The 20,920-nt window shown below is 64.2% G+C and carries 24 protein-coding genes; 11 read left to right on the top strand and 13 right to left on the bottom strand.

Annotated elements, in window-relative coordinates; all coding sequences use genetic code 11:
- Positions 1-159 precede the first annotated feature (159 nt).
- Positions 160-1,683, top strand: a complete 1,524-nt coding sequence (locus CXP40_RS15515) for a fumarate hydratase (RefSeq protein ID WP_106734486.1) — start codon at positions 160-162, stop codon at positions 1,681-1,683.
- Positions 1,684-1,761: 78 nt separating this feature from the next.
- Here CXP40_RS15515 and dsdA read toward each other — a convergent pair whose 3' ends face one another.
- On the bottom strand, positions 1,762-3,117 hold the full coding sequence (gene dsdA, locus CXP40_RS15510; RefSeq protein ID WP_106734485.1) for a D-serine ammonia-lyase: 1,356 nt from the start codon (positions 3,115-3,117) through the stop codon (positions 1,762-1,764).
- Between the two features lie 142 nt (positions 3,118-3,259).
- On the opposite strand from dsdA, the gene CXP40_RS15505 reads away from it, so the two are divergent.
- Positions 3,260-3,934: a DUF1028 domain-containing protein gene (locus CXP40_RS15505; protein WP_106734484.1), complete on the top strand. Its 675-nt coding sequence runs from the start codon at positions 3,260-3,262 to the stop codon at positions 3,932-3,934.
- Here CXP40_RS15505 and CXP40_RS15500 read toward each other — a convergent pair.
- Complete coding sequence (locus CXP40_RS15500; RefSeq protein WP_106734483.1) at positions 3,931-4,905, bottom strand: GlxA family transcriptional regulator; 975 nt, start codon at positions 4,903-4,905, stop codon at positions 3,931-3,933. The genes CXP40_RS15505 and CXP40_RS15500 overlap by 4 nt on opposite strands.
- A 94-nt stretch (positions 4,906-4,999) precedes the next feature.
- On the opposite strand from CXP40_RS15500, the gene CXP40_RS15495 reads away from it, so the two are divergent.
- On the top strand, positions 5,000-5,548 hold the full coding sequence (locus CXP40_RS15495; RefSeq protein ID WP_106734482.1) for a cysteine hydrolase family protein: 549 nt from the start codon (positions 5,000-5,002) through the stop codon (positions 5,546-5,548).
- Between the two features lies 1 nt (position 5,549).
- Here CXP40_RS15495 and zapE read toward each other — a convergent pair whose 3' ends face one another.
- The 3 genes from zapE to CXP40_RS15480 are packed head-to-tail and all read right to left on the bottom strand — an operon-like array spanning position 5,550 to position 8,136.
- Complete coding sequence (gene zapE, locus CXP40_RS15490) at positions 5,550-6,659, bottom strand: cell division protein ZapE (RefSeq protein WP_106734481.1); 1,110 nt, start codon at positions 6,657-6,659, stop codon at positions 5,550-5,552.
- 5 nt (positions 6,660-6,664) lie between these two features.
- The gene (locus CXP40_RS15485) at positions 6,665-7,549 is read right to left on the bottom strand and encodes a carbon-nitrogen hydrolase family protein (protein ID WP_106734480.1); all 885 of its coding nucleotides are present in this window, start codon (positions 7,547-7,549) and stop codon (positions 6,665-6,667) included.
- Entirely contained in the window at positions 7,546-8,136 is a 591-nt protein-coding gene (locus CXP40_RS15480) for a GNAT family N-acetyltransferase (protein WP_106734479.1), read from the bottom strand. The genes CXP40_RS15485 and CXP40_RS15480 overlap by 4 nt, the downstream gene beginning before the upstream one ends.
- 111 nt (positions 8,137-8,247) lie before the next feature.
- On the opposite strand from CXP40_RS15480, the gene CXP40_RS15475 reads away from it, so the two are divergent.
- The 8 genes from CXP40_RS15475 to CXP40_RS15440 all read left to right on the top strand — a co-directional run bounded on the left by CXP40_RS15475 (position 8,248) and on the right by CXP40_RS15440 (position 15,173).
- Positions 8,248-8,646, top strand: coding sequence for a nuclear transport factor 2 family protein (locus tag CXP40_RS15475; protein ID WP_106734478.1), 399 nt, complete (start codon positions 8,248-8,250; stop codon positions 8,644-8,646).
- 123 nt (positions 8,647-8,769) lie between these two features.
- Positions 8,770-9,459, top strand: a complete 690-nt coding sequence (locus CXP40_RS15470) for a thermostable hemolysin (protein WP_106734477.1) — start codon at positions 8,770-8,772, stop codon at positions 9,457-9,459.
- The gene (locus tag CXP40_RS15465) at positions 9,443-10,891 is read left to right on the top strand and encodes an AMP-binding protein (protein WP_106734476.1); all 1,449 of its coding nucleotides are present in this window, start codon (positions 9,443-9,445) and stop codon (positions 10,889-10,891) included. Before CXP40_RS15470 ends, CXP40_RS15465 begins: the two co-directional genes overlap by 17 nt.
- Positions 10,888-11,547, top strand: coding sequence for a TenA family transcriptional regulator (locus CXP40_RS15460; RefSeq protein WP_106734475.1), 660 nt, complete (start codon positions 10,888-10,890; stop codon positions 11,545-11,547). Before CXP40_RS15465 ends, CXP40_RS15460 begins: the two co-directional genes overlap by 4 nt.
- Before the next feature lie 4 nt (positions 11,548-11,551).
- A complete protein-coding gene (locus CXP40_RS15455) occupies positions 11,552-12,343 on the top strand; it encodes an SDR family oxidoreductase (RefSeq protein WP_106734474.1) in 792 nt (263 codons plus the stop codon).
- A gap of 11 nt (positions 12,344-12,354) precedes the next feature.
- Entirely contained in the window at positions 12,355-13,005 is a 651-nt protein-coding gene (locus tag CXP40_RS15450; protein ID WP_106734473.1) for a tetratricopeptide repeat protein, read from the top strand.
- A 27-nt stretch (positions 13,006-13,032) separates the two neighbouring features.
- Positions 13,033-13,689 (top strand): response regulator transcription factor, encoded by a 657-nt coding sequence (locus CXP40_RS15445; RefSeq protein WP_106734472.1) that lies wholly within the window; start codon positions 13,033-13,035, stop codon positions 13,687-13,689.
- Positions 13,686-15,173 carry an ATP-binding protein gene (locus CXP40_RS15440; protein WP_106734471.1) on the top strand — a complete coding sequence of 496 codons (1,488 nt, stop codon included), beginning with the start codon at positions 13,686-13,688 and terminating at the stop codon, positions 15,171-15,173. Before CXP40_RS15445 ends, CXP40_RS15440 begins: the two co-directional genes overlap by 4 nt.
- Positions 15,174-15,408: 235 nt before the next feature.
- Here the strand turns inward: CXP40_RS15440 and CXP40_RS15435 are convergent, their stop codons facing one another.
- The 8 genes from CXP40_RS15435 to CXP40_RS15400 form a co-directional block, all read right to left on the bottom strand.
- Positions 15,409-15,711 carry a ribbon-helix-helix domain-containing protein gene (locus tag CXP40_RS15435; protein WP_017675012.1) on the bottom strand — a complete coding sequence of 101 codons (303 nt, stop codon included), beginning with the start codon at positions 15,709-15,711 and terminating at the stop codon, positions 15,409-15,411.
- A 90-nt stretch (positions 15,712-15,801) separates the two neighbouring features.
- Complete coding sequence (locus CXP40_RS15430) at positions 15,802-16,386, bottom strand: DJ-1/PfpI family protein (protein ID WP_177429681.1); 585 nt, start codon at positions 16,384-16,386, stop codon at positions 15,802-15,804.
- 199 nt (positions 16,387-16,585) lie between these two features.
- Entirely contained in the window at positions 16,586-17,497 is a 912-nt protein-coding gene (locus CXP40_RS15425; protein ID WP_106734469.1) for an SDR family oxidoreductase, read from the bottom strand.
- A 112-nt stretch (positions 17,498-17,609) separates the two neighbouring features.
- Complete coding sequence (locus CXP40_RS15420; RefSeq protein WP_106734468.1) at positions 17,610-17,888, bottom strand: hypothetical protein; 279 nt, start codon at positions 17,886-17,888, stop codon at positions 17,610-17,612.
- Between the two features lie 106 nt (positions 17,889-17,994).
- On the bottom strand, positions 17,995-18,525 hold the full coding sequence (locus CXP40_RS15415) for a DUF1569 domain-containing protein (protein ID WP_106734467.1): 531 nt from the start codon (positions 18,523-18,525) through the stop codon (positions 17,995-17,997).
- The gene (locus CXP40_RS15410) at positions 18,518-19,411 is read right to left on the bottom strand and encodes an alpha/beta fold hydrolase (protein ID WP_106734466.1); all 894 of its coding nucleotides are present in this window, start codon (positions 19,409-19,411) and stop codon (positions 18,518-18,520) included. The genes CXP40_RS15415 and CXP40_RS15410 overlap by 8 nt, the downstream gene beginning before the upstream one ends.
- Positions 19,408-20,184, bottom strand: a complete 777-nt coding sequence (locus tag CXP40_RS15405; protein WP_371916964.1) for a class II aldolase/adducin family protein — start codon at positions 20,182-20,184, stop codon at positions 19,408-19,410. Before CXP40_RS15405 ends, CXP40_RS15410 begins: the two co-directional genes overlap by 4 nt.
- Positions 20,185-20,373: 189 nt before the next feature.
- A complete protein-coding gene (locus tag CXP40_RS15400) occupies positions 20,374-20,823 on the bottom strand; it encodes a flavodoxin (protein WP_106734464.1) in 450 nt (149 codons plus the stop codon).
- Positions 20,824-20,920 lie beyond the last annotated feature (97 nt).

Here is a 20,920-nt window from a genome sequence, read left to right as displayed (position 1 = left end):
GGCTGCTGTGCCCGTCACGGCTGGCTGCGGTATACTGCCGCGCCTTTTTGGGCAGCTCTGAAAAATATCAAAGATAATTTTCAGAGCTGCCCTTCCGCCGTTGCGCCGGGTCTTGTCCGGCGCTTCCTTGTTGATGTTCCCTGATAGAGGAGCGCCCCAATGACCGTGATCAAGCAGGACGACCTGATTCAGAGCGTTGCCGACGCACTGCAGTTCATCTCCTATTACCACCCCGTCGACTTCATCCAGGCCATGCACGAGGCCTACCTGAAGGAAGAGTCGCCGGCCGCCAAGGACTCCATGGCGCAGATCCTGATCAACTCGCGCATGTGTGCCACTGGCCACCGCCCGATCTGCCAGGACACCGGCATCGTCACCGTCTTCATCAAGGTCGGCATGGACGTGCGCTGGGACGGCGCCACCATGAGCGTCGACGACATGATCAACGAGGGCGTGCGTCGCGCCTACAACCTGCCGGAAAACGTCCTGCGCGCCTCGATCCTGGCCGACCCGGCAGGTGCCCGCAAAAACACCAAGGACAACACCCCGGCGGTGATCCACTACTCCATCGTCCCCGGTGACAAGGTGGAAGTGGACGTCGCGGCCAAGGGCGGCGGCTCCGAGAACAAGTCGAAGATGGCCATGCTCAACCCGTCCGACTCCATCGTCGACTGGGTGCTGAAGACCGTGCCGACCATGGGTGCTGGCTGGTGCCCGCCCGGCATGCTCGGCATCGGTATCGGCGGCACCGCCGAGAAGGCCGCGGTGATGGCCAAGGAAGTGCTGATGGAGCACATCGACATCCACGAACTGCAGGCTCGCGGCCCGCAGAATCGTATCGAGGAGCTGCGTCTGGAGCTGTTCGAGAAGGTCAACCAGCTGGGCATCGGCGCTCAGGGTCTGGGCGGCCTGACCACCGTGCTTGACGTCAAGATCATGGATTACCCGACCCACGCCGCCAGCTTGCCGGTGTGCATGATCCCCAACTGCGCCGCCACCCGTCACGCCCACTTCGTGCTCGATGGCAGCGGCCCGGCCGAACTTGAAGCACCGGATCTGGACGCCTACCCGGAAATCGTCTGGGAAGCCGGCCCGAGCGCGCGCCGCGTCAACCTCGACACCCTGACCCCGGAAGACGTGCAGAGCTGGAAGCCGGGCGAGACCGTCCTGCTCAACGGCAAGATGCTCACCGGCCGCGACGCTGCGCACAAGCGCATGGTCGACATGCTGAACAAGGGCGAGCAACTGCCGGTGGACCTGAAAGGTCGCTTCATCTACTACGTCGGCCCGGTCGATCCGGTCGGTGACGAAGTGGTTGGTCCGGCTGGCCCGACCACTGCCACACGGATGGACAAGTTCACCCGTCAGATCCTCGAGCAGACCGGTCTGCTGGGCATGATCGGCAAATCCGAGCGCGGCCCGATCGCCATCGACGCAATCAAGGACAACAAGGCCGTGTACCTGATGGCTGTCGGCGGCGCTGCTTATCTCGTGGCCCAGGCGATCAAGAAGTCCAAGGTGCTGGCCTTCGAAGAACTCGGTATGGAAGCCATCTATGAGTTCGAAGTGAAGGACATGCCGGTGACCGTCGCGGTCGACACCAACGGCGAGTCCGTACACATCACCGGCCCGGCGATCTGGAACAAGAAGATCGCCGAAAGCCTGGCGGTGGAAGTGAAGTAAGCGTCAACGCTGCAAAGCAAAAAGCCCGGCCTGCATATGCCGGGCTTTTGCGTTTTCAGGGCATGAATCCGCAGCCCGTCAGGCGTCCTGCAACAGTTGCCGGCCACGCGTCAGGTAACTGTCCATTTCAGCCTGGGGCACCATGCTGCCACCCGTTGCCCAGACCAGATGCGTCGCCTGCGACATGCGCAGCGGCGTCAGGCCCATGCGCTGGCGGTAGCCCTGCTGCTCGCCCAGCACGTGCAATACGCCCGGCATGCCGGCCAGGGCCGAAGGCTCCAGCCGCTGGCCCTCGGTCTGTTCCAGCAACGCCAGGTAGCGGAACAGCTGTTCATCGCTGACCGTGTAGTAACCATCAATCAGTCGCTGCATGGCGCGGCCGACGAAGCCCGATGGTCGACCGACTGCCAAGCCATCGGCCGCGGTACGGTTGTCGATGCCGAAATCCTGCACTGCCAGCTCTTCATGTCGGCCGGTGTGCACGCCGAGCAGCATGCACGGCGAGTGCGTCGGCTCAGCGAACAGGCAGTGCACCGCATCGCCGAACGCCAGCTTCAGGCCGAAGGCCACGCCACCCGGCCCACCGCCGACGCCACAGGGCAGGTAGACAAACAGCGGATGCTCGGCATCGACCACGACACCGGCCGTCGCCAGTTGCTGCTTGAGGCGTTCGCCGGCCACCGCGTAGCCGAGGAACAGGTGCCTGGAATTTTCGTCATCGACGAAGTGGCAACGCGGATCGCCTTCGGCCTGCTGCCGCCCCTGCTCCACGGCAACGCTGTAGTCGCTGGCGTACTCGACCACGGTCACGCCATGGGCGCGCAGCTTGTCCTTCTTCCACTGACGCGCATCGGCGGACATATGCACCGTGGCCTGGAAACCCAGGCGCGCGCTGATGATGCCGATGGACAGGCCCAGATTGCCGGTGGAGCCAACGGCAACCTGATAGCCGCCGAAGAAAGCGCGCATCGCGTCGCTGTCGAGGCAGGCGTAGTCGTCGTCGAGGCTGAGCAGCCCGGCCGCCAACGCCAGGTCCTCGGCATGCTTGAGCACCTCGTAGATACCGCCGCGGGCCTTGATCGAACCGGAAATGGGCAGATGGCTGTCACGCTTGAGCCATAGAGCGCCAATCTCGCCTTCGTCGAGAATCTCTGCACTCAGCAAGGCCTGCATATGCGGCAGAGGCAGAATGTCCGACTCGATGATGCCGCCGCTGGCGGTCGTCTGCGGGAACACTCGGGCCAGATAAGGCGCAAAGCGCTCAAGGCGCGCGCGGGCATCAGCCACATCCGCAGCGCTCAAACCGACATCACCCAGTGCCTCGGCAAAGGGAGCCACAGCCGGGTTGAACCAATGAGTCTCGCGCAGGGCGATCAGCTCGTCGAGCAGCGGAAACTCGGCGCGCCATTGCGCAAGCGATTGGCCAAGGATCATGCGGTATTCCTCATAGCAGGCAGTGAACAGCGCGCATTAGACGATGCCCTGGCCGATCTGGCAAAGGTCGCGGCATCGGCCAGCTAGCGGAACGATACCGGCCTGCGGGAGGCCTAAGCTGAAAAATCGCCCAGGAGTTGCCATGACCTTTTCCATCATCGCCCGGTGCCCGCGCAGTGGACAGTTCGGCGTCGCTGCAGCCACCGCCATGCCCGCCGTCGGCAAACTGCTCAGTCACGCCGCAGCCGGTGCCGGCGCGGTGGCGACTCAGGCGAAGGTCAACCCCTACCTGGGTCTCGATGGCCTGGCTCTGCTGCGCCAGGGTCTTTCGGCGCAGGAAACGCTGGAGCGACTAATAGATACCGATCCCTGCATGGAGCTGCGCCAGTGCGCGCTGATCGACGCTCAGGGCGACAGCGCCTGCTGGACCGGCGCAAAGTGCATTCCCTGGGCTGGCTCGCTGAGCGGCGAACAGTTCTCCGTGCAGGGCAATCGCCTGGTCGGCCCGCAGGTTCTGGACGCCGTGGCCGAAGCCTTCCGCCACGCGGAGAAACGCCCACTGATCGAACGCCTGATCGAAGCCCTGGCCGCTGGCGACCGCTGCGGCGGCGACCGTCATGGCGAATCCTCCGCGGTGATCTACGTGGTCGATCAGGAGGAGTATCCGCTGTGGGACATCCGCGTCGACCATAACCTCGACCCGGTGGCCGAGCTGCGCCGACTGCACAAGGTCTTCGCCCGCGAAGTACTGCCAGAAATTCTTGCCATGCCGACTCGCGATAATCCAGCGGGCCTGGCGGCGGAAGACTCGGTCTAACGCGCAGTGGTGCCGAAACGCCGCCGGTAATCGCCAGGCGACAGGCCCACCAGACGAGTGAAGACCTTGCGAAACGCGCCACTGTCGCGATACCCCACCTGCCAGGCCACCTGGTCGATGCTCTGGCGAGTGAACTCGAGCATTTCGCGCGCCTTGCTCACACGTAGCTGCTGGCAGTACTCGGTGGGCTTCAGCCCGGTGGCGGCGCGAAAGCGACGCAGAAAGGTGCGCTCCCCCAGCCCGGCACGCGCGGCCATATCGGCCAGGCTCGCCTCGGCGCCCTCCTCCCCCTGCAACCAGCGCTGCACGGCAAGCACTGCGGCATCGCCGTGATCGAGGCTGGGCGCGAAGCTGCTGAAATGGCGCTGCGATTCGCGGTTCAGGTCCACCACCAGAAAGCGCGCGGTCTCGGCGGCGATGGTCGGCCCCAGCAGGCGAGTAACAACGGCCAGACCGAGATCGGTCCAGGCCATCAGACCACCGGCGGTGATCAGGTCACCGTCATCGATCACCATTCGTTCGGGCAGTACCTGCACCTGCGGAAAACGCGCCGCCATCTGCGCTGCCAGCGCCCAGTGGGTAGTCACCGTGCGCCCATCGAGCAAACCGGACTCGGCCAGTGCAAAGGCACCGGCACAGACCGAAGCCAGCAGCACGCCGGCGCCGTGCTGTGCACGCAGCCAGTCACGGTAGACGGCCGCGAGCGGCTGCTCGGCAGTATCGTCCAGACAGGGCGGCAAGATCACCACCTGCGGCGTACCCTCGGCCTGCGGCAGACTGTCGAACATGCGCTGAAGCTGTCCTGTTTCATCGGCCTGCCAGTGACTGACCCGCAGCCGAGGCAACCCCTCACGCCCCTGCCCGGCGGCCATGCGATTGGCCACCGCGAACAGATCGCCCAGACCATACACCGCTGCCAGCTGGGCACCGGGGTAGCGCAACAGGCCAATCTCCAGACAGCGCTCGCTCATTGTCAGTTTTTCCCCGCAGATTGTCGGCCGCGCCCATCCTCGCAGGCGCGCCAGGGCGATAAGGTTTGCCGCACATCATCCCACGGAGACACCCATGAGCAAGCGCGCCCTGATCCTGATCGACATCCAGAATGACTATTTTGCCGGCGGCAAGTGGTCGCTCGAAGGCATGGACGGAGCAACCGCCAACGCCGCCCGCGTGCTGGCGGCAGCACGCCAGGCGGGCGATAAGGTGATCCATGTACGCCATGAATTCGAAAGCGCCGACGCGCCCTTCTTCGTTCCCGGCAGCGCTGGTGCGAACATCCATCCGCAGGTGCAGCCGCTGGCGAGCGAAGTGGTGGTGCTCAAGCATCAGGTCAACGCCTTTCTCGGCACCGACCTCAAGGCTCAACTCGACGCCGCCGGCATCGAGCAGATCACCCTGGTTGGCGCCATGAGTCATATGTGCATCGACGCTGCAGCCCGCGCCTGCAGCGACTTCGGCTATGCCACCACGGTCATTCACGATGCCTGCGCGACGCGCGACCAGGAATTCGAGGGGCAATCGATTCCGGCCGCCCAGGTGCATGCCGCCTATATGGCCGCACTGGCCTTCGCCTACGCGAACGTGGTTTCGACTGAGCAGTATCTGGCCGGCTGAATCAGCTGGCGCCAAATCGCTGCATTTGCATCTCGCGAAGGCGACTGAGCGTACGGCGGAAGGCAAAATCGAGGTAGCCCTGAGTGTAGAGTTCATCCAAGGCCACCGCGGCGTCAATGTAAAGTGGCACGCGACGGTCGTAGCACTCGTCGACCAGGGCGATGAAGCGGCGCACCGCATCGTCGTTACGAGACAAAGCCGGCAACTGCCGATCCCCGGCATCGACCCGTTCGGCACCGTCCTCGGTGCCACGGGCGATGCGCCCCTCGCGTTGCTCGCCACCCAGGCGCGGCACTTCGCCAAGCAGGATGGCCGGAAAGCGCTCGCACAATTCGATGAAATCCACCGCTGCCAATGGCTGCTCGCATAGATCGCGGAAACGGCACCATAGTGCCGCCGGGCTTTGACCGAGGGTCACCACGCTGCGGTGGGCCAACTCCACAGGTTCACCGCTAATGACCTGCCCCTCGCTCAATTGAGTGAACAGCTCGCCCAACGCCTGCGGCTGCCGTACCCAATAGCGCTGCACTTCTGCACCGGGATGCAGGCGGTGATCCTGCTCGCCGTCGACCGCCACCACCTGCATGTGCGCCGTGAGCGCGGCGATAGCCGGAAGGAAGCGCTCGCGGTTGTAGCCCTCTGCGTAGAGCTGATCCGGCGGCTGGTTGGAGGTCGCCACCAGCACCATACCCTGCTCCACGACCAGACTGAGCAGGCGGCCGAGCAGCATGGCATCGCCGATATCGCTGACGAACAGCTCGTCGAAACACAGCACGCGCACCTCACGCCCCAACTCCTCGGCCAGCAGGCGCAGCGGGTCGGCATTGCCAGTGAGCTGAAACTGCCGGCGATGCACCCACTGCATGAAATGATGAAAATGCTGCCGCCGTGCCGGCACGCGCAAAGCGTTGAAAAAGCTGTCCATCAGCCAGGTCTTGCCACGCCCGACCGGCCCCCAGAGGTAGACGCCAAGAGGCCGCTCACCTCGCTCAACAGCCTCATGACAGTGCTGCAGCGCCTCGACCGCACGGCGCTGCGCGGCATCGACCACGAAACCGGCAGCAAGCGCACGCTGATAGGCGGCCTGGGGCGAATCGTGCGGCGCCTGCATCGCGGTCAACGTAGCACCAGCCGGCCGTCATCGAACTGCCGTGGCCAGTCACGACGGGTGAACACCTGGCCCTGCTCACGCACGCGGCGTACTTCATCCAGATCCAGCTCGCAGATCAGCCAGTGGCTGCGCGTGGGGCATAGCTCCTCGCTCTCGGCGACGATGCCGCTAGCCGGCATGCCGTAGTCCGATGGTACGTACAGCGAGGCGCGGCCATAGCCTTCGTCCAGCGACGGCGACCAGGGTGCCAGGCCGACGGTGGGCGAATGCAGCACGGCGATCTGGTTCTCCAGCGCACGGGCCTGGGCGCCGATGCGCACGCGGTGAAAACCGGCCACGGTGTCGGTGCAACTGGGCGCGAGAATCAGGTCGACCCCGGCTTCGGCCAGGGTATGCGCCAGCAGCGGAAACTCGTTGTCGTAACAGATCAGGATACCCAGCTTACCCAACGCGGTATCGAACACCTTAAGGCCGTTACCCGCCGCGATGTGCCATTGCTCCAGCTCGAAGCGGGTCATGATCAGCTTGTCCTGAGTGCCCAGGCAGCCGTCCGGACCGAACAGCCAAGCGCGATTGCGATAGATGCCGTCATCATCCAGCACCGCCACCGAACCGGGCTGCAGGTAGATACTCAACCGCCGCGCCAGGCTCTCGCACAGTTCCAGCCAGCGTGACAGCAGCGGCTGGATGCCGGCGATGGAGCCGTGCAGGTCGCCGCGCTCGGCTTCCGGCAACTGGCCGGTCAGCACCAGGCCGGCGTATTCCGGCAGCAGCAGCAACTCGGCGCCCTGCCCGGCTGCGTCCTCACACAGCGTGGTGAGGTGCTCGGCATATTCGTCCCAGGTGACGAACAGGTCGATGTGATATTGACAGGCGGCGACCTTGATCATGAAGCGAGCTCCTTCAACCAGAACGACATGGGTTTGGCCGACTCCTCGGCTTCATCCAGATCGCGCCAGTGGTAATAGGTGAGCAATTCGGGGTGATGGCGATAGCCGCGGCGCGCCCAGAAGGCGTCCAGCGGCTGATAGTCGGCTGGCCGCCTCGGATGATCGACGGGGCGCTGCACGGCGCAGAAGGCGCACCAGTCGAAGCCGCCCAGCTTGCGCGCATGGACCTCGCGCTCGACGAAGAAGCGCACGCCGAGTCCACGCCCGCGCCAGGCCGGCAACACCACCGACTCGGCGCAGTAGAAGATGCGCGCCGGATTCCACCCCGCAGCGATGAACGGCTGCTGGAATTCCTCGGTTTCATCGGCCAGCGGCAGTGCCGTGGACGCGCCGACCACACGGCCCTCGTCACGTACCAGCACGCAAAGACTATCGACACTGCGCACGTAGGTAGCCAGGTACTCGGCCTCGTAGTCGAGGTTGCCGTCGTAGAGGTGGGGAAACTCGCGGAACACCTGGATGCGCAGGCGCGCCAAGTCGTCGATATGGGGTTCGATCTCCGCCCCCCGGAGCAGTCGGATATCCATTGCAGTCGCTCGCCAGCAACAGGGTGACGCCGGCAGCTATACCAGCGGTAAACGGTGAACTTATCATGCGGGCCAACGAACCACTAACCACGCTACGAAAGGAACTTAGCCATGACCGCCACCGAACTGGTTCAGGCCTACTATGCCGCCTTCAACGCCGGCGACATGCCCGCCTTCCTCGACCTGCTGGCAGACGACGTGGTGCACGACATCAACCAGGGTGAACGTCAGGTCGGCAAGGCCACCTTCGCTGCCTTCATGGACAAGATGAACCGTTGCTACCGCGAACGCCTGAGCGACATCGTGGTGATGCAGAACGCTGACGGCAGCCGCGCCGCTGCCGAGTTCGTGGTACACGGCGAGTACCTGGCCGACGACGAGGGCCTGCCACCGGCCAACGGCCAGACCTATGTGCTGCCGGCCGGTGCATTCTTCGAGATCAGGAACGGCAAGGTGGCGCGTATCAGCAACTACTACAACCTCAACGACTGGGTTGCGCAGGTCGGCTGAAAAGCACGCAAGCCACGTGGGCGTCCATCTGCGCAACGCCTGAAACATTCTGCAAAGGCTTAATACAGCGTTAAGCCAACCACTCACACAATCGCCCCCAGGTTCATCACCGAGGTTCCGAGCATGGAACTACCCTGGGCGCATCATGATCGTCCCGTTGCCCGTATCGGGCGCGGCGATAGTTACGAACTCCACCTGGCGTCTCCCGGCAGCGCACGTCGCGTTGCCCTGGAGCAGTTCGTCTGCCAGCGCTTCGAACTGCAGCACGGCGCACGTATCCGTCACTTCATGCCCTGCCTGTTCGGCCTGAAAAACCAGACCGGCCAGTTGCTCGGCGCAGTCGGCGTGCGCAGCGGCAACAGCGGCCCGCTGTTTCTCGAACGTTACCTGGACGAGCCGATCCAGAGCGCCATCGGCGCACGCCTGGGCAACAGCGTGCCGAGCCGTGGCGAGCTGGTGGAAGTCGGTAACCTGGCCGCCGACAGTCCCGGCGCCGCGCGCCTGCTTATCGTCGCCCTGACCGATCTGCTGGTGGCGCTGGGTTTTCGCTGGGTCACCTTCACTGGCACTCCAACCCTGCTCAACAGTTTCCAGCGCCTGGGCCTGACCCCCATCGCCCTCGGTGAAGCCGATCCGGCACGCATGGGCGATGAACTGGCCGACTGGGGCAGTTACTACGACAACCGCCCTCTGGTCATGGCCGGCGACATCCATGGCGGCCATCAGCGTCTGCTGCAGCTGGGCGCTTATCCGCGTCTCGGTCATCAACCGCTGTATGCCCTGGAGGACATGCCCGATGTGGTCTGCAGCTGAATCCTTCTTCGCCCGCCTCGGCGAGTTCGGTACGCACATCGCCCTGGCCGAAGGCGAACGTACCCTGACCTATGCCGAACTGCTCGGTGCGGTCGCTGTGCGCAGCAGGCACCTGCGCGCCCTCGGCGCCCACCGCGTGGCGCTGGCTCTGGACAACGGCATCGACTGGGTGCTGTGGGATCTGGCGGCGCTACATGCAGGCCTGGTCTGCGTGCCGGTACCGGGGTTCTTCTCCGCCGAGCAGCAACGCCATGTGCTCGACAGTGCCGGCATCGACTGCCTGATCGGCGCTGGTGCCCCCGGCTTCGCCAGCGTGGAAAACGATATTTATCACCGCACGGTCCCGCAGCCTGCAGAGCTGCATCCGGGCACCTGCAAGATCACCTACACCTCCGGCACCACCGGCCAACCCAAGGGCGTGTGCCTGGATCTGGACACGCAACTCGCGGTGGCAGAAAGCCTGATCAACGCCAGCGCCAGCCGCGAGGTGCAGCGGCACCTGTGCATCCTGCCGCTGGCGACCCTGCTGGAGAATATCGCCGGCGTTTACGCGCCGCTGTTGGCCGGCGCCCGGATCGAGCTGATGCCTATGGCGCAGATCGGCCTGAGCGGCGCCAGCGGCTTCGACCTGATGCGTTTTCTGCAGGCGCTGCAAGCCGCCCAGCCGCACAGCCTGATTCTGCTGCCGCAACTGCTGCTGGCGCTGGTCAGCGCGGCCGAGCGCAAACTGCCGGTACCGAACTCGCTGCGCTTCGTCGCCGTCGGTGGCGGGCGCGTCTCGGCCCAGTTGCTGCAGCGCGCCGATGCGCTGGGGCTGCCGATCTTCGAGGGTTACGGGCTGTCCGAGTGCGCCTCGGTGGTGTGCCTGAACACCCCCGAGCAGCGCCGTATCGGCAGCACCGGCAAGCCGCTCGGTCATCTGCAGGTCATGCTGGCTGACGACGGCGAAGTGCAGGTCAAGGGCGCGCGCATGCTCGGTTACATCGGCGACCCGGCGCCACAAGGCGAATGGTTGCGCACCGGCGATCTCGGTCATTTCGAGCACGGTTTTCTGGTGCTGCACGGGCGCAAGAAACATCAGTTCATCACCGCCTTCGGGCGCAACGTCAACCCGGAATGGGTCGAGTCCGAGCTGGTGCAACAGTTGCCCATCGCCCAGGCCTGGCTGCACGGCGAGGCGCTGTCAGCCAACGTCGCGGTGCTGGTGCCGCGCTTCGCCAATACCCCTGATGTGCAGTTGCAGGAAGCCGTGGACGCCGTCAATCACGGCCTCCCGGACTACGCCCGCGTGCACCACTGGTTGCGCGCCGATGCCCCTTTCAGCGCGAGCAATGACCTGGCTACAGCCAATGGCCGCCTGCGCCGCGCTGCCCTGCTCAACCATTACCAAAGCGCCATCCATGACCTGGTGGCAGAAGGAGTACACGCATGAGCTTCTACGAATCCCTGCTGGCCCAGACCCAAGCCGAGCGCGACTACCTGCTCGGCGCACCGATCATCCAGCAGGCCATGACCGGCCAGGTCGCCCTGCGCAGCTACATCGCCTTCCTTACCGAGGCATACCACCACGTCAAGCACACCGTGCCGCTGTTGATGGCCTGCGGTGCGCGTCTGCCGGAACGTCTGGAATGGCTGCGCGAGGCCATCGCCGAGTACATCGAGGAGGAAACCGGCCACCAGGAGTGGATCCTCAACGACATCGCCGCCTGTGGTGCCGATAAAGAAGCGGTGCGCCACGGCACTCCGCAGTTGCCGACCGAGTTGATGGTGGCCTACGTCTACGATCGCATCGCCCGGCACAATCCGGTGAGTTTCTTCGGCATGGTCAACGTGCTCGAAGGCACCAGCATCGCCCTGGCCACCCAGGCCGCCGGCATCATCCAGGACAAGCTGCAGTTGCCGAACAAGGCCTTCAGCTACCTCAACTCCCACGGCAGCCTGGACCTGGAGCACATCGAGTTCTTCAAGAAGCTGATGAACCAACTGGACAACGACGATGACAAGGCCGCCGTGGTGCACACCGCCAAGGTCGTCTACCGCCTGTACGGCGACATGTTCCGCAGCCTGCCGCTGTCGAGCGAGGAGTAAGGTCATGCAACCGACGGATTGCCGTGCCCTGCTCACCGGTGCCAGTGGAGGCATCGGCCTGGCCCTGGCGCATCGTCTGGCCAGCGAAGGTGCCCATCTGCTGCTGGTGGGCCGTCGCCTGGAGCCCCTGCAACCGCTGCGGCAACGCTTCCCGCAGAACGTGCAGCTGGTGCAGGCCGACATCGCCACCCGCAGCGGCCGTGATGCACTGGTCGCCGCGGCGCAGAACTTCGGCGGGCTGAACTGCCTGATCAACGCAGCCGGGGTCAACCGCTTCGGCCTGCTCGACCAGCAGGACGAGCAGCAGATCGCCGAGCTGATCGGCCTCAACGTCACCGCCACGCTGCAGCTGACCCAACGCCTGCTGCCGTTGCTGCGCGCGCAACGGCGTGCGCTGGTGATCAACGTCGGCTCCACCTTCGGCGCCATCGGCTACCCCGGCTTTGCCGCCTACTGTGCCAGCAAGTTCGCCGTGCGCGGCTTCTCCGAGGCCCTGCGCCGCGAACTGGCCGACACTCACGTACGCGTCCTCTACTTCGCACCGCGCGCCACCCGCACGTCGATGAACGCCCCTAGCGTGGTGGCGATGAACGATGAGCTTGGCGTGGCCATGGACGACCCCGCGCAGGTGGCCGAGGAACTGCTCGACACCATCCGCCGCGAGCAGGAGGAACGTCACCTGGGCTGGCCGGAACGTCTGTTCGTGCGCCTCAACGGTCTGCTGCCACGCGTGGTCGACCAGGCCCTGCGCAAGCAGTTGCCGATCATTCAACGCTTTGCCCGCCACAAGCACTGAGGAGATTTCCCGTGAACGCATTTCGCACCCTGATCATCGCCGCCCTCGGCTTCACCGCCCTGCCCGCCTTCGCCCTCAGTGACAACGGCCAGGCTCAGTTGCATCAGTTGCAGACACGCTGGGCAGAGATCAACTACCAGACGCCGGAGAAGCAGCGTGAAGAGGCCTTCGCCAAGCTCGTCACGCAAGCCGACGCGGCCTTGGTCAGCGAGCCCAAGGCACCGGAGCTGCTGATCTGGCGCGGCATCATCCTCAGCACCGAGGCCGGCGCCAAGGGCGGTCTTGGCGCCCTGGGCCTGGTCAAGGAAGCCAAGGCCAGCCTGGAACAGGCCCTGGCCATCGATCCGCAAGCCCTGGCCGGCTCGGCCTACACCAGCCTCGGCAGCCTGTACTATCAGGTACCGGGCTGGCCGATCGGCTTCGGCGATGACGAGAAGGCCGAGAAGATGCTTATCCAGGCCCTGGCCATCAACCCGGACGGTCTCGACCCGAATTACTTCTATGGCGACTTCCTGCAGCGGCAGAAACGCTACGAGGAGGCCCGCGCAGCCCTGGAGAAGGCCCTGGCCGCCAAGGATCGCCCCGGCCGTGAACTGGCCGACAAGGGCCGCCGCGCAGAAGCCACGGCGCTTTTGCAGCAAGTCGAGAGTAAACTCCAGTAACTCGGACGCATCCCTACAGGAGTTGCCATGCGCATTCTTCTCGTCGAAGACGATCAGGCCCTGGGCGAAGGCATTCGCACCGCGCTTAAACCCGAAGGCTACACCGTGGACTGGCTGCAGGACGGCGCCAGCGCGCTGCATGCGCTGAGCCACGAGAGTTTCGAGCTGGCCATTCTCGACCTCGGCCTGCCGCGCATGGACGGCCTGCAGGTGCTCAAGCACCTGCGCGCCGCGGCCAATCCGGTGCCGGTGCTGATACTGACCGCGCGTGATGCCACCAGTGACCGCATCGCCGGGCTCGATGCCGGCGCCGACGACTACCTGATCAAACCCTTCGACGTCGCCGAACTCAAGGCGCGCCTGCGTGCGCTGCTGCGGCGCAGTTTCCAGCGCCCGCAGCCGGCGCTGGAGTACCGCGGTATCAGCCTCGACCCGGCCAGCCAGGTGGTCGAATACCAGGGCCAGACCATCAACCTGCCGCGCAAGGAGTTCCTCTTGCTGCACGAGTTGCTGATCCAGCCCGGCCGCGTGCTGACCCGCGACAAGTTGCAACAGGCGCTATACGGCTGGGATGAGGAAGTGGAAAGCAACGCCCTGGAAGTGCACGTGCACCACCTGCGCAAGAAATTCTTCCCGGAACTGATCCGCACGGTACGCGGCGTCGGTTATCTGGTGGACAAATGAGCGTGCTGAAAACCTTCGGCTCCATTCGCACCCGTCTGCTCGCCCTGCTTCTGCTGCTGGTCGCCGGCAGCTTCGGGCTGATCAGCCACAAGATCTACAACGACTCGGTGCATGAAGTGCGCGAGCTGTTCGATGCCCAGCTGTCGCAGACCGCGCGCCTGCTCATGGGCCTGGTGCGTCACGACCTGAGCGACAGCGAACGCCGCGAAATGCAGGCCGTACTCGACGAAGCCCTGCTGCTGCACAACGCGCGCAACCCGGACAACCTGCTCGGTCACGAATACGAGGGCAAGCTGGCTTTCCAGATGCTCGACAAGGATGGTGAGCTGCTGCTCCAGTCCGCCAGCGCTCCGCCTGGCCTGCTCAACGACATGATCACCCAGCTCGGCCTGGTGCTGCCGGACAACGACCAACCCATGCAGCAGCGCCTGGCACAACTGGCACGCTACCTGATCGGCTATCACACCCTGAGCATCGGCGAGCATCGCTGGCGCGTGTTCGTGCTGCATGACAGCCGCGATTATCACTGGGTACTGGCGGGAGAGCGCGAAGACGTGCGCGGCGAACTGATCGGCAAGATCGCCCGGCGTAGCCTGCAACCGCTGCTGATCGGCCTGCCCATCGTCGGCCTGCTGCTGTGGCTGACCGTCGGCTGGGGGCTGTATCCACTCAAGCGCATGGCCGACGCCATTCGCGGCCGCGCGCCGGACAACCTGGCGCCGCTGGTCTTTCCGCCGCTGCCCAATGAATTGGAGCCGATGGCCGCTGCGCTCAACCGCCTGCTGATGCAGGTCAGGCAGTTGCTGGAACAGGAAAAACGTTTCATCGCCGATGCCGCCCACGAGCTGCGCACGCCCCTGGCGGTGTTGCGTATCCATGCACAGAACGCGCTGGAAACACCGGATGCCGGTGATCGTGACGAAGCACTGCGACAGTTGAGCAGCGGGGTCGACCGTGCCACACGAGTGGTGGCGCAACTGCTGACACTGGCGCGTCTGGACCCCAACGGCATTCGCCTGAACATGGACGATCTGGACCTGCTGGCCTTCCTGCGTGGCGAACTGGCCGAGCTGACACCGCTGGCACTCAGTCGTGGCCAGGAGCTGATTCTCGACGCCCAGGAGCCAGCTGATTACCACGTGCCGGCGGATGCGCCCAGCCTGGGCATCCTGTTGCAGAACCTGGTGAGCAATGCCGTGCAATACACCCCGGCAGGCGGCTGCATTCAGGTGCAACTCCAGGCCACGCCGCAAGAGTTGGTGCTACAAGTGCTCGACAGCGGCCCAGGCGTGCCGGTGGAATTGCGCGAGCGCTTGTTCGAGCGATTCTTCCGCGTTGGCGAAGGCCAGGGCGCTGGCCTGGGGCTGTCCATCGTGCGCCGCGTGGTGGAATTGCATCAGGGCAGCATCGCCCTGGACGAGTCACCGCTTGGCGGCCTGCGCGTCAGCGTGCGCCTGCCCCGGCGTCCCGGCAACCATGCTTGAGTGATCGCGATGGCACGTATCAAGATCAGGTATAGCCATACCCAATCACCAAGATAGAGACAATCCGTTTTATCAATCGAAGCGCATCTCCGATCATGCCCACCTGTTCAACAACCCCTACAGGAGTAACGTCGCATGAGCCTGATCAAACGCTTCTTCCAACCCTCCCAGCCTAGCCAGCAACCGAACACCCCTAGTGCGCAGGAACATCCGAACTTCTGGATGTACCAGTGACTCAGCCGCTGGCCCCAACCACCCTCAGCGGCACCTGACGCCCGGCCTTCTGTGCCAGGTAGCGGGTGCAGCTGACACGCAGGAACGAGGCGAAATTGACCACTTCGCCGCGAAAATCCATGACTTCGTCATGCAGCTTGGCGATCAGCTGGTTGGTGGTCATGCCATCGACTTCGGCGATTTCGCGCAGGATGTCCCAGAACTGATTTTCCAGACGCAACGTGGTGACCACACCGCGGATGCGCAATGAGCGTGAGCGCGATTCGTAGAGGATGGGGTCGGCCTTCACATACAGTTCGCACATCGGCTTTATCTCCTCAGTAGCGGCGTAGCCCGGATGCAACCCAGGGATGCCGACAATGGCGCTGCCCCGGATAACATCCGGCTACGGAGGTTAGAGACGAATTTCCGTGCCGAGCACCTTGAGAAACGCTGCCAGCCATGCCGGATGCGCAGGCCAGGCCGGCGCGCTGACCAGCTTGCCCTGTACGTGCGTCTGGTCCACCGGGATTTCCACGTACTTGCCACCGGCCAGCGCCACTTCCGGCGCACAAGCAGGATAGGCGCTGCATTCACGTCCCTCCAGCACCCCTGCTGCCGCCAGAAGCTGGGCACCGTGGCAGACGGCAGCAATGGGCTTATCAGCCGCCGCGAACGCCTTGACCAGAGCAATGACATCGGCGTTCAGGCGCAGGTACTCGGGCGCACGGCCACCGGGTACCAGCAACGCGTCGTAATCGTCGGCACGCACCTTGGCGAAGTCATAGTTGAGGGCGAAGTTGTGGCCGGGCTTTTCGCTGTAGGTCTGGTCGCCCTCGAAATCGTGGATGGCGGTGCGTACCGTCTGCCCGGTCACCTTGTCCGGGCAGACCGCATGCACGGTATGGCCAACCATCTGCAGTGCCTGGAACGGCACCATGGTTTCGTAGTCCTCGGCGTAGTCGCCGACCAGCATGAGAATCTTCTTGGCAGCCATGATCGTCTCCTGAAGGTAGGTGGAACGAACGCCATTATTCGCCCCTATTTCTTCCGACAGGTAACAGCCGAGTACTACTCCGCAAATGGTCAAGCGCCGATACAGCGACTGTGGAGGGGCGGCGCCCCGCCGCGAACCAGAGCCGGACCACGAAACACCGCGTTGCCTGATCGCTACCGGCCTTACGGTGATCGCTTGCAGTCTAGAGCGCGTACTTCTGCAGGTTCGCCATCATTTCCTTGAGTGCTTCGACGTTATCCGCCGGGTGCGCAGCGCCCTCGAAATCGCAGATGCGTTGCCACTGGGCCGCCACGTCGTCCGGGCTGAAACCGGCCTTGGGGTCGAAGCCTGCGCCGAGACTGCGCTCCCAGCGCACCTTGCCGACCCAACCACCACCGACCTCGAACAGACCACCAGTGTCCTGGCAGGCTGCGCTACCGAGATACACCACCAACGGGCTGACCAGCTCGGGCTTGAGCTGTTCGAACACCTGCGGAGGGATCAGTCCTTCGGTCATGCGCGTGGCACCGGTGGGAGCGATGGCATTGACCAGGATGTTGTTCTTGCGGCCTTCGATGGCCAGGGTGCGCGTCAGCCCGTACAGGCCGAGCTTGGCCATGCCGTAGTTGCTCTGACCGAAGTTGCCGTAGATACCAGATGTGGACGAGGTGAAGATAACGCGGCCGAAGTTCTGCTCGCGCAAGTGAGGCCAGGCAGCGTGAGTGGTCTTGTAGGCGCCTTCGACGTGGACCTTGTAAACCAGATCCCAGTCGGCATCTTCCATCTTGTGAAAGCTCTTGTCGCGCAGGATACCGGCGTTGTTGACCAGCACGTCGATACGACCGAAATGATCCAGCGCGGTCTGCACGATCTTGTCGCCGTCAGTCACCGAATCATGGTTGGCCACCGCGGTCCCACCGAAGGCGCGAATCTCTTCCACTACCTTATCGGCAGCAGAGGCGTTGGCTCCTTCACCGTGGGTGCTACCACCGAGGTCGTTGACCACCACCCTGGCACCGTGGCGGGCGAACAACAGCGCGTGGGCACGGCCCAGGCCACCGCCGGCACCGGTGACTATGACTACTTGATCTTCGAAACGGATGGCATCGCTCATCGACAGCGTCCTCGGGGCAGGTTGTTAATGCGCCGAGTGTCAAACAGCCCCACGCGCTTCACAAGGCGCGCGGGGCTGCTGAATGACGGCCGATAATGCGACCTTATGCGGCTCAGTTACCGGCGCCGGAACCCGAGCCGTCGCCGCCGCTGCCGCTGCCATCACCCGAACCAGCCCCATCACCACCGGGGTTGCCATCGGTGTTGGGCCCCTGAACAGGAGGGATGCCCTCACCGTCATCGCCCGGGTTCATCGGATTGGTGTCGCCCGGAGTGGTCGGCGTGGTAGTCCCCGGGGTGCCCGGAGCATTGGTGTCGCTGCTAGCGAAGGCAGGCAAAGCCATCGCGCCCAGAATCCCGCTCAGCAGCAGTGCAGATAACTTCTTGTTCATGGTTAACCTCTACTTTCCTGTGAGTGACAGAGTTACTGAGTCACTCTCGGCGGCAGAGGTTCGACAAAAATTGTTTCAGCGCCAACTGGTTCAAATTCACGCGTGCTCAAGCAATGCGGATCAAGCTCAGGTGGTTGTACAGGTGCAGCACGTGCGCCTCGGCATACTCGGCATGATCGAGCGCACCGTAGGCAAAGTGCGGTTGTAGCTCGCCCGCGTGACCGGCAAAGCGTTCGAACGCCGCCTGCAAGCGCTGCAACGCCAGCACCTGACTGGCCGGCTCGCTGAGCGTGGCGGCGCCGGGGATCGCGTCATCCAGCGGATGACGCATGGCGCCACGGGCGCTGAACACGGCGAATGCGGCTGGCCCGACACTGTGACGAAACCAGGCCGGCTTCAGTTCGGGATAACCGTCGATGGAATAGTCGATGCTCTGCGCGCAGTGATTGAACACCTCGGCCGGATTCCAGCCACGCAGGCTTTGCAGCGTCTTGCCGTGCAGATCCGCCAACACCTGGCGCGCGCCCTCCAGGCTGACAGCCGCAGGTCGCGGCCCCGCAGGCAACGCCCAGTAACCAACTCCGAGCGCTGCGACACCACCGAGCGCAGCGCCTTTCAACAGGGTACGTCTACGCATGCAAGCTCCTTGCGTGGCGAAATTGCAGGTAATGATCAAGCACCGCAGCCGGCGCTTCCAGCTGCGGATAGTGGCCGATGCCGTCGAGCAGCACCGTGTCGGCGTCCGCGATCAACTCACGGTAACGCGTCACCATGTGCGCTCCTGAAATGGGATCGAAGGCGCCATCGATCACCCGCATCGGTAGGGTCGTCGCCCGCATCGCTGCCACCCAGCGTTGCCGCTGCTGGCGGCGCTCGGGCATGTAGCGAATCAGACGATGCATCACCGCCGGGCCGTTGTTGTAGGCCACCAGTTGCCACAGGGCATCCAGTTCGGCCTCACTGGCCTGGGTGTGCGGGCCGAAGATACGGGCAAAACTCTGCGCCAGCTTGCGCCGCGAAAACAGACGCCCGATCAGCGGTCCCAGCGGCCCGAGCAGCAACTTCTGCACCCGCACCGGATGATGCGTTTCGGGGAACAGGCCGCCATTGAGGAACACGCAACTCGCCAGTTGTAGCCGCCCCTCCCGATGCCGCGCGATCAGCTCCTGCGCGACGCTGTCGCCGTAATCATGGGCCAGCACGTGCACCGCGCGCTGCTCGTCGATGTGGGCCAATAGCGCCTGCTGCAGGTCGGCCTGCGCCAGCAGGCTATAGGCATGCCCGCGCGGCTTGGCCGAATAACCGAAGCCGAGCATGTCGCAGGCGATAACCCGGTAACGCTCGGCCAGCGGCGCCCACAGACGATGCCAGTCCCAACTGGCGCTGGGAAAGCCGTGAATCAGCAGCAGCGGCTCGGCATCGGCGTCACCGGCGACCCAGTAACGGATGGCATGGCCGCGAAAATCCAGTGTCCGGCTCTGAGCGCACCAGTCGTCCAGGGCGATGCCTGGCAAGTCGCTCACTGATCGTAGCCCGGCATTTGCTGGTCGAGCTTGCGCAGCAGCGCCGGCCAGGGCAGCGAGCCACCCATGCCCTGTGGCGTTTTCATCACACCGGCGATCATCGCCCGCGCACCGTCGAGAATCTGCTGCGGAATATGGATCAGTTCGGTTCCGCCGCTCTGCGCCATGATCTGGATCTCGCAGGCACGCTGCAGGATGAACATACCCAGGAAAGCGTCGGCGATGCCGCCGAAAGCAGTAAGCAACCCATGGTTGGGCAGGATCATGAAATTCTTGTCGCCCAGGTCCGCCTGCAGCCGCGCCTTCTCGTCATGATTCAGCGCCACCCCTTCATAGCCGTGGTAGGCCAGGCTGGCGAGGACGAACAGCGACTGCTGCGACAGCGGCAGCAAGCCCTGCTTCTGCGCCGATACGGCAATACCGGCAGGCGTATGGATGTGCAGTACGCAGCCGACGTCGTGGCGCACCTCGTGCACGGCGCTGTGGATGGTGTAACCGGCCGGGTTGATGTCGAACGGGCTGTCCATCAACTTGTTGCCCGCCAGGTCGACCTTGATCAGGCTCGACGCGGTGATTTCGTGAAACATCAGGCCATAGGGGTTGATGAGGAAATCCTCGGTGCCCGGAATCTTGGCGGAGATGTGAGTGAAGATCAGGTCGTCCCAGCCATAGAGGGCGATCAGTCGGTAGCAGGCAGCGAGATCGACGCGCGCGCGCCATTCGGCCTCGGAAACCAGATTCTTCACAGCAGGGAGTTTCAGCGGAGCATTCACGGCAGTCACCTCGATATTCTTGTTGATCGGTGGTGTCCGCAGTCTAGCCAGGCGCGCCGCTGGCGGTAGTTGCCCTGGCAGCCATCTTGATGGCTTTGCAGGTCACGGCGCTGGCGCGCCGCGGTGCGATGGTGAGGTATTCGCCGCTTTTATCGGCCGCTCATACCTGCTCGGGGTATTGGGCGCATGTCAGGCCTTCAGCGCGGCAGCGAATGCTTGCAGCCAGGGCTCGGCATCGGTTTCCGGGGTCACCGTCTCACTGGAGTCCAGGCGCAGCATCTCTACCACTTCGCGCAGCCCCAGCTCGGCATACAGCTCACGAATCAGCTCGCCGCCGCCGCAGAAGGTGTCGTAACTGGAGTCGCCCAGCGCCAGCACCGCAGCCGGTTTGCCGCTCCAGGCCGGCAGACGATCGCGGAGTTCGCTGTACAGCGGCAGCAGGTTGTCAGGCAGCTCGCCCATGCCGGTGGTGGAGGTCACGGTGAGGAACGCGTCGGGCGCGAAGGCCAGCAACTCCTCGAGGCTCATATTCGCTTTGTGCCAGGCATCCAACCCGGCGGCCTTGAGCTGGCGCTCGGCGTGGCGTGCAACTTCTTCGGCCGTACCGTAGACCGAACCCGAGACAATGGCGACTTTCATGACAACTCCGGAAACAGGAAAAACGCCGCGCATTATGCCGCAAGTAGACAGCCCGACCCGATGTTTTAGAATGCAGCGCATATCCATCGCGGAACCG

It is taken from the genome of Pseudomonas sp. YY-1 (genome assembly GCF_002843095.1).
Taxonomy (GTDB): domain Bacteria; phylum Pseudomonadota; class Gammaproteobacteria; order Pseudomonadales; family Pseudomonadaceae; genus Aquipseudomonas; species Aquipseudomonas sediminis_A.
Note: the sequence above shows the minus strand (reverse complement) of the source record. Positions and strands in the feature narration are given on the sequence as shown.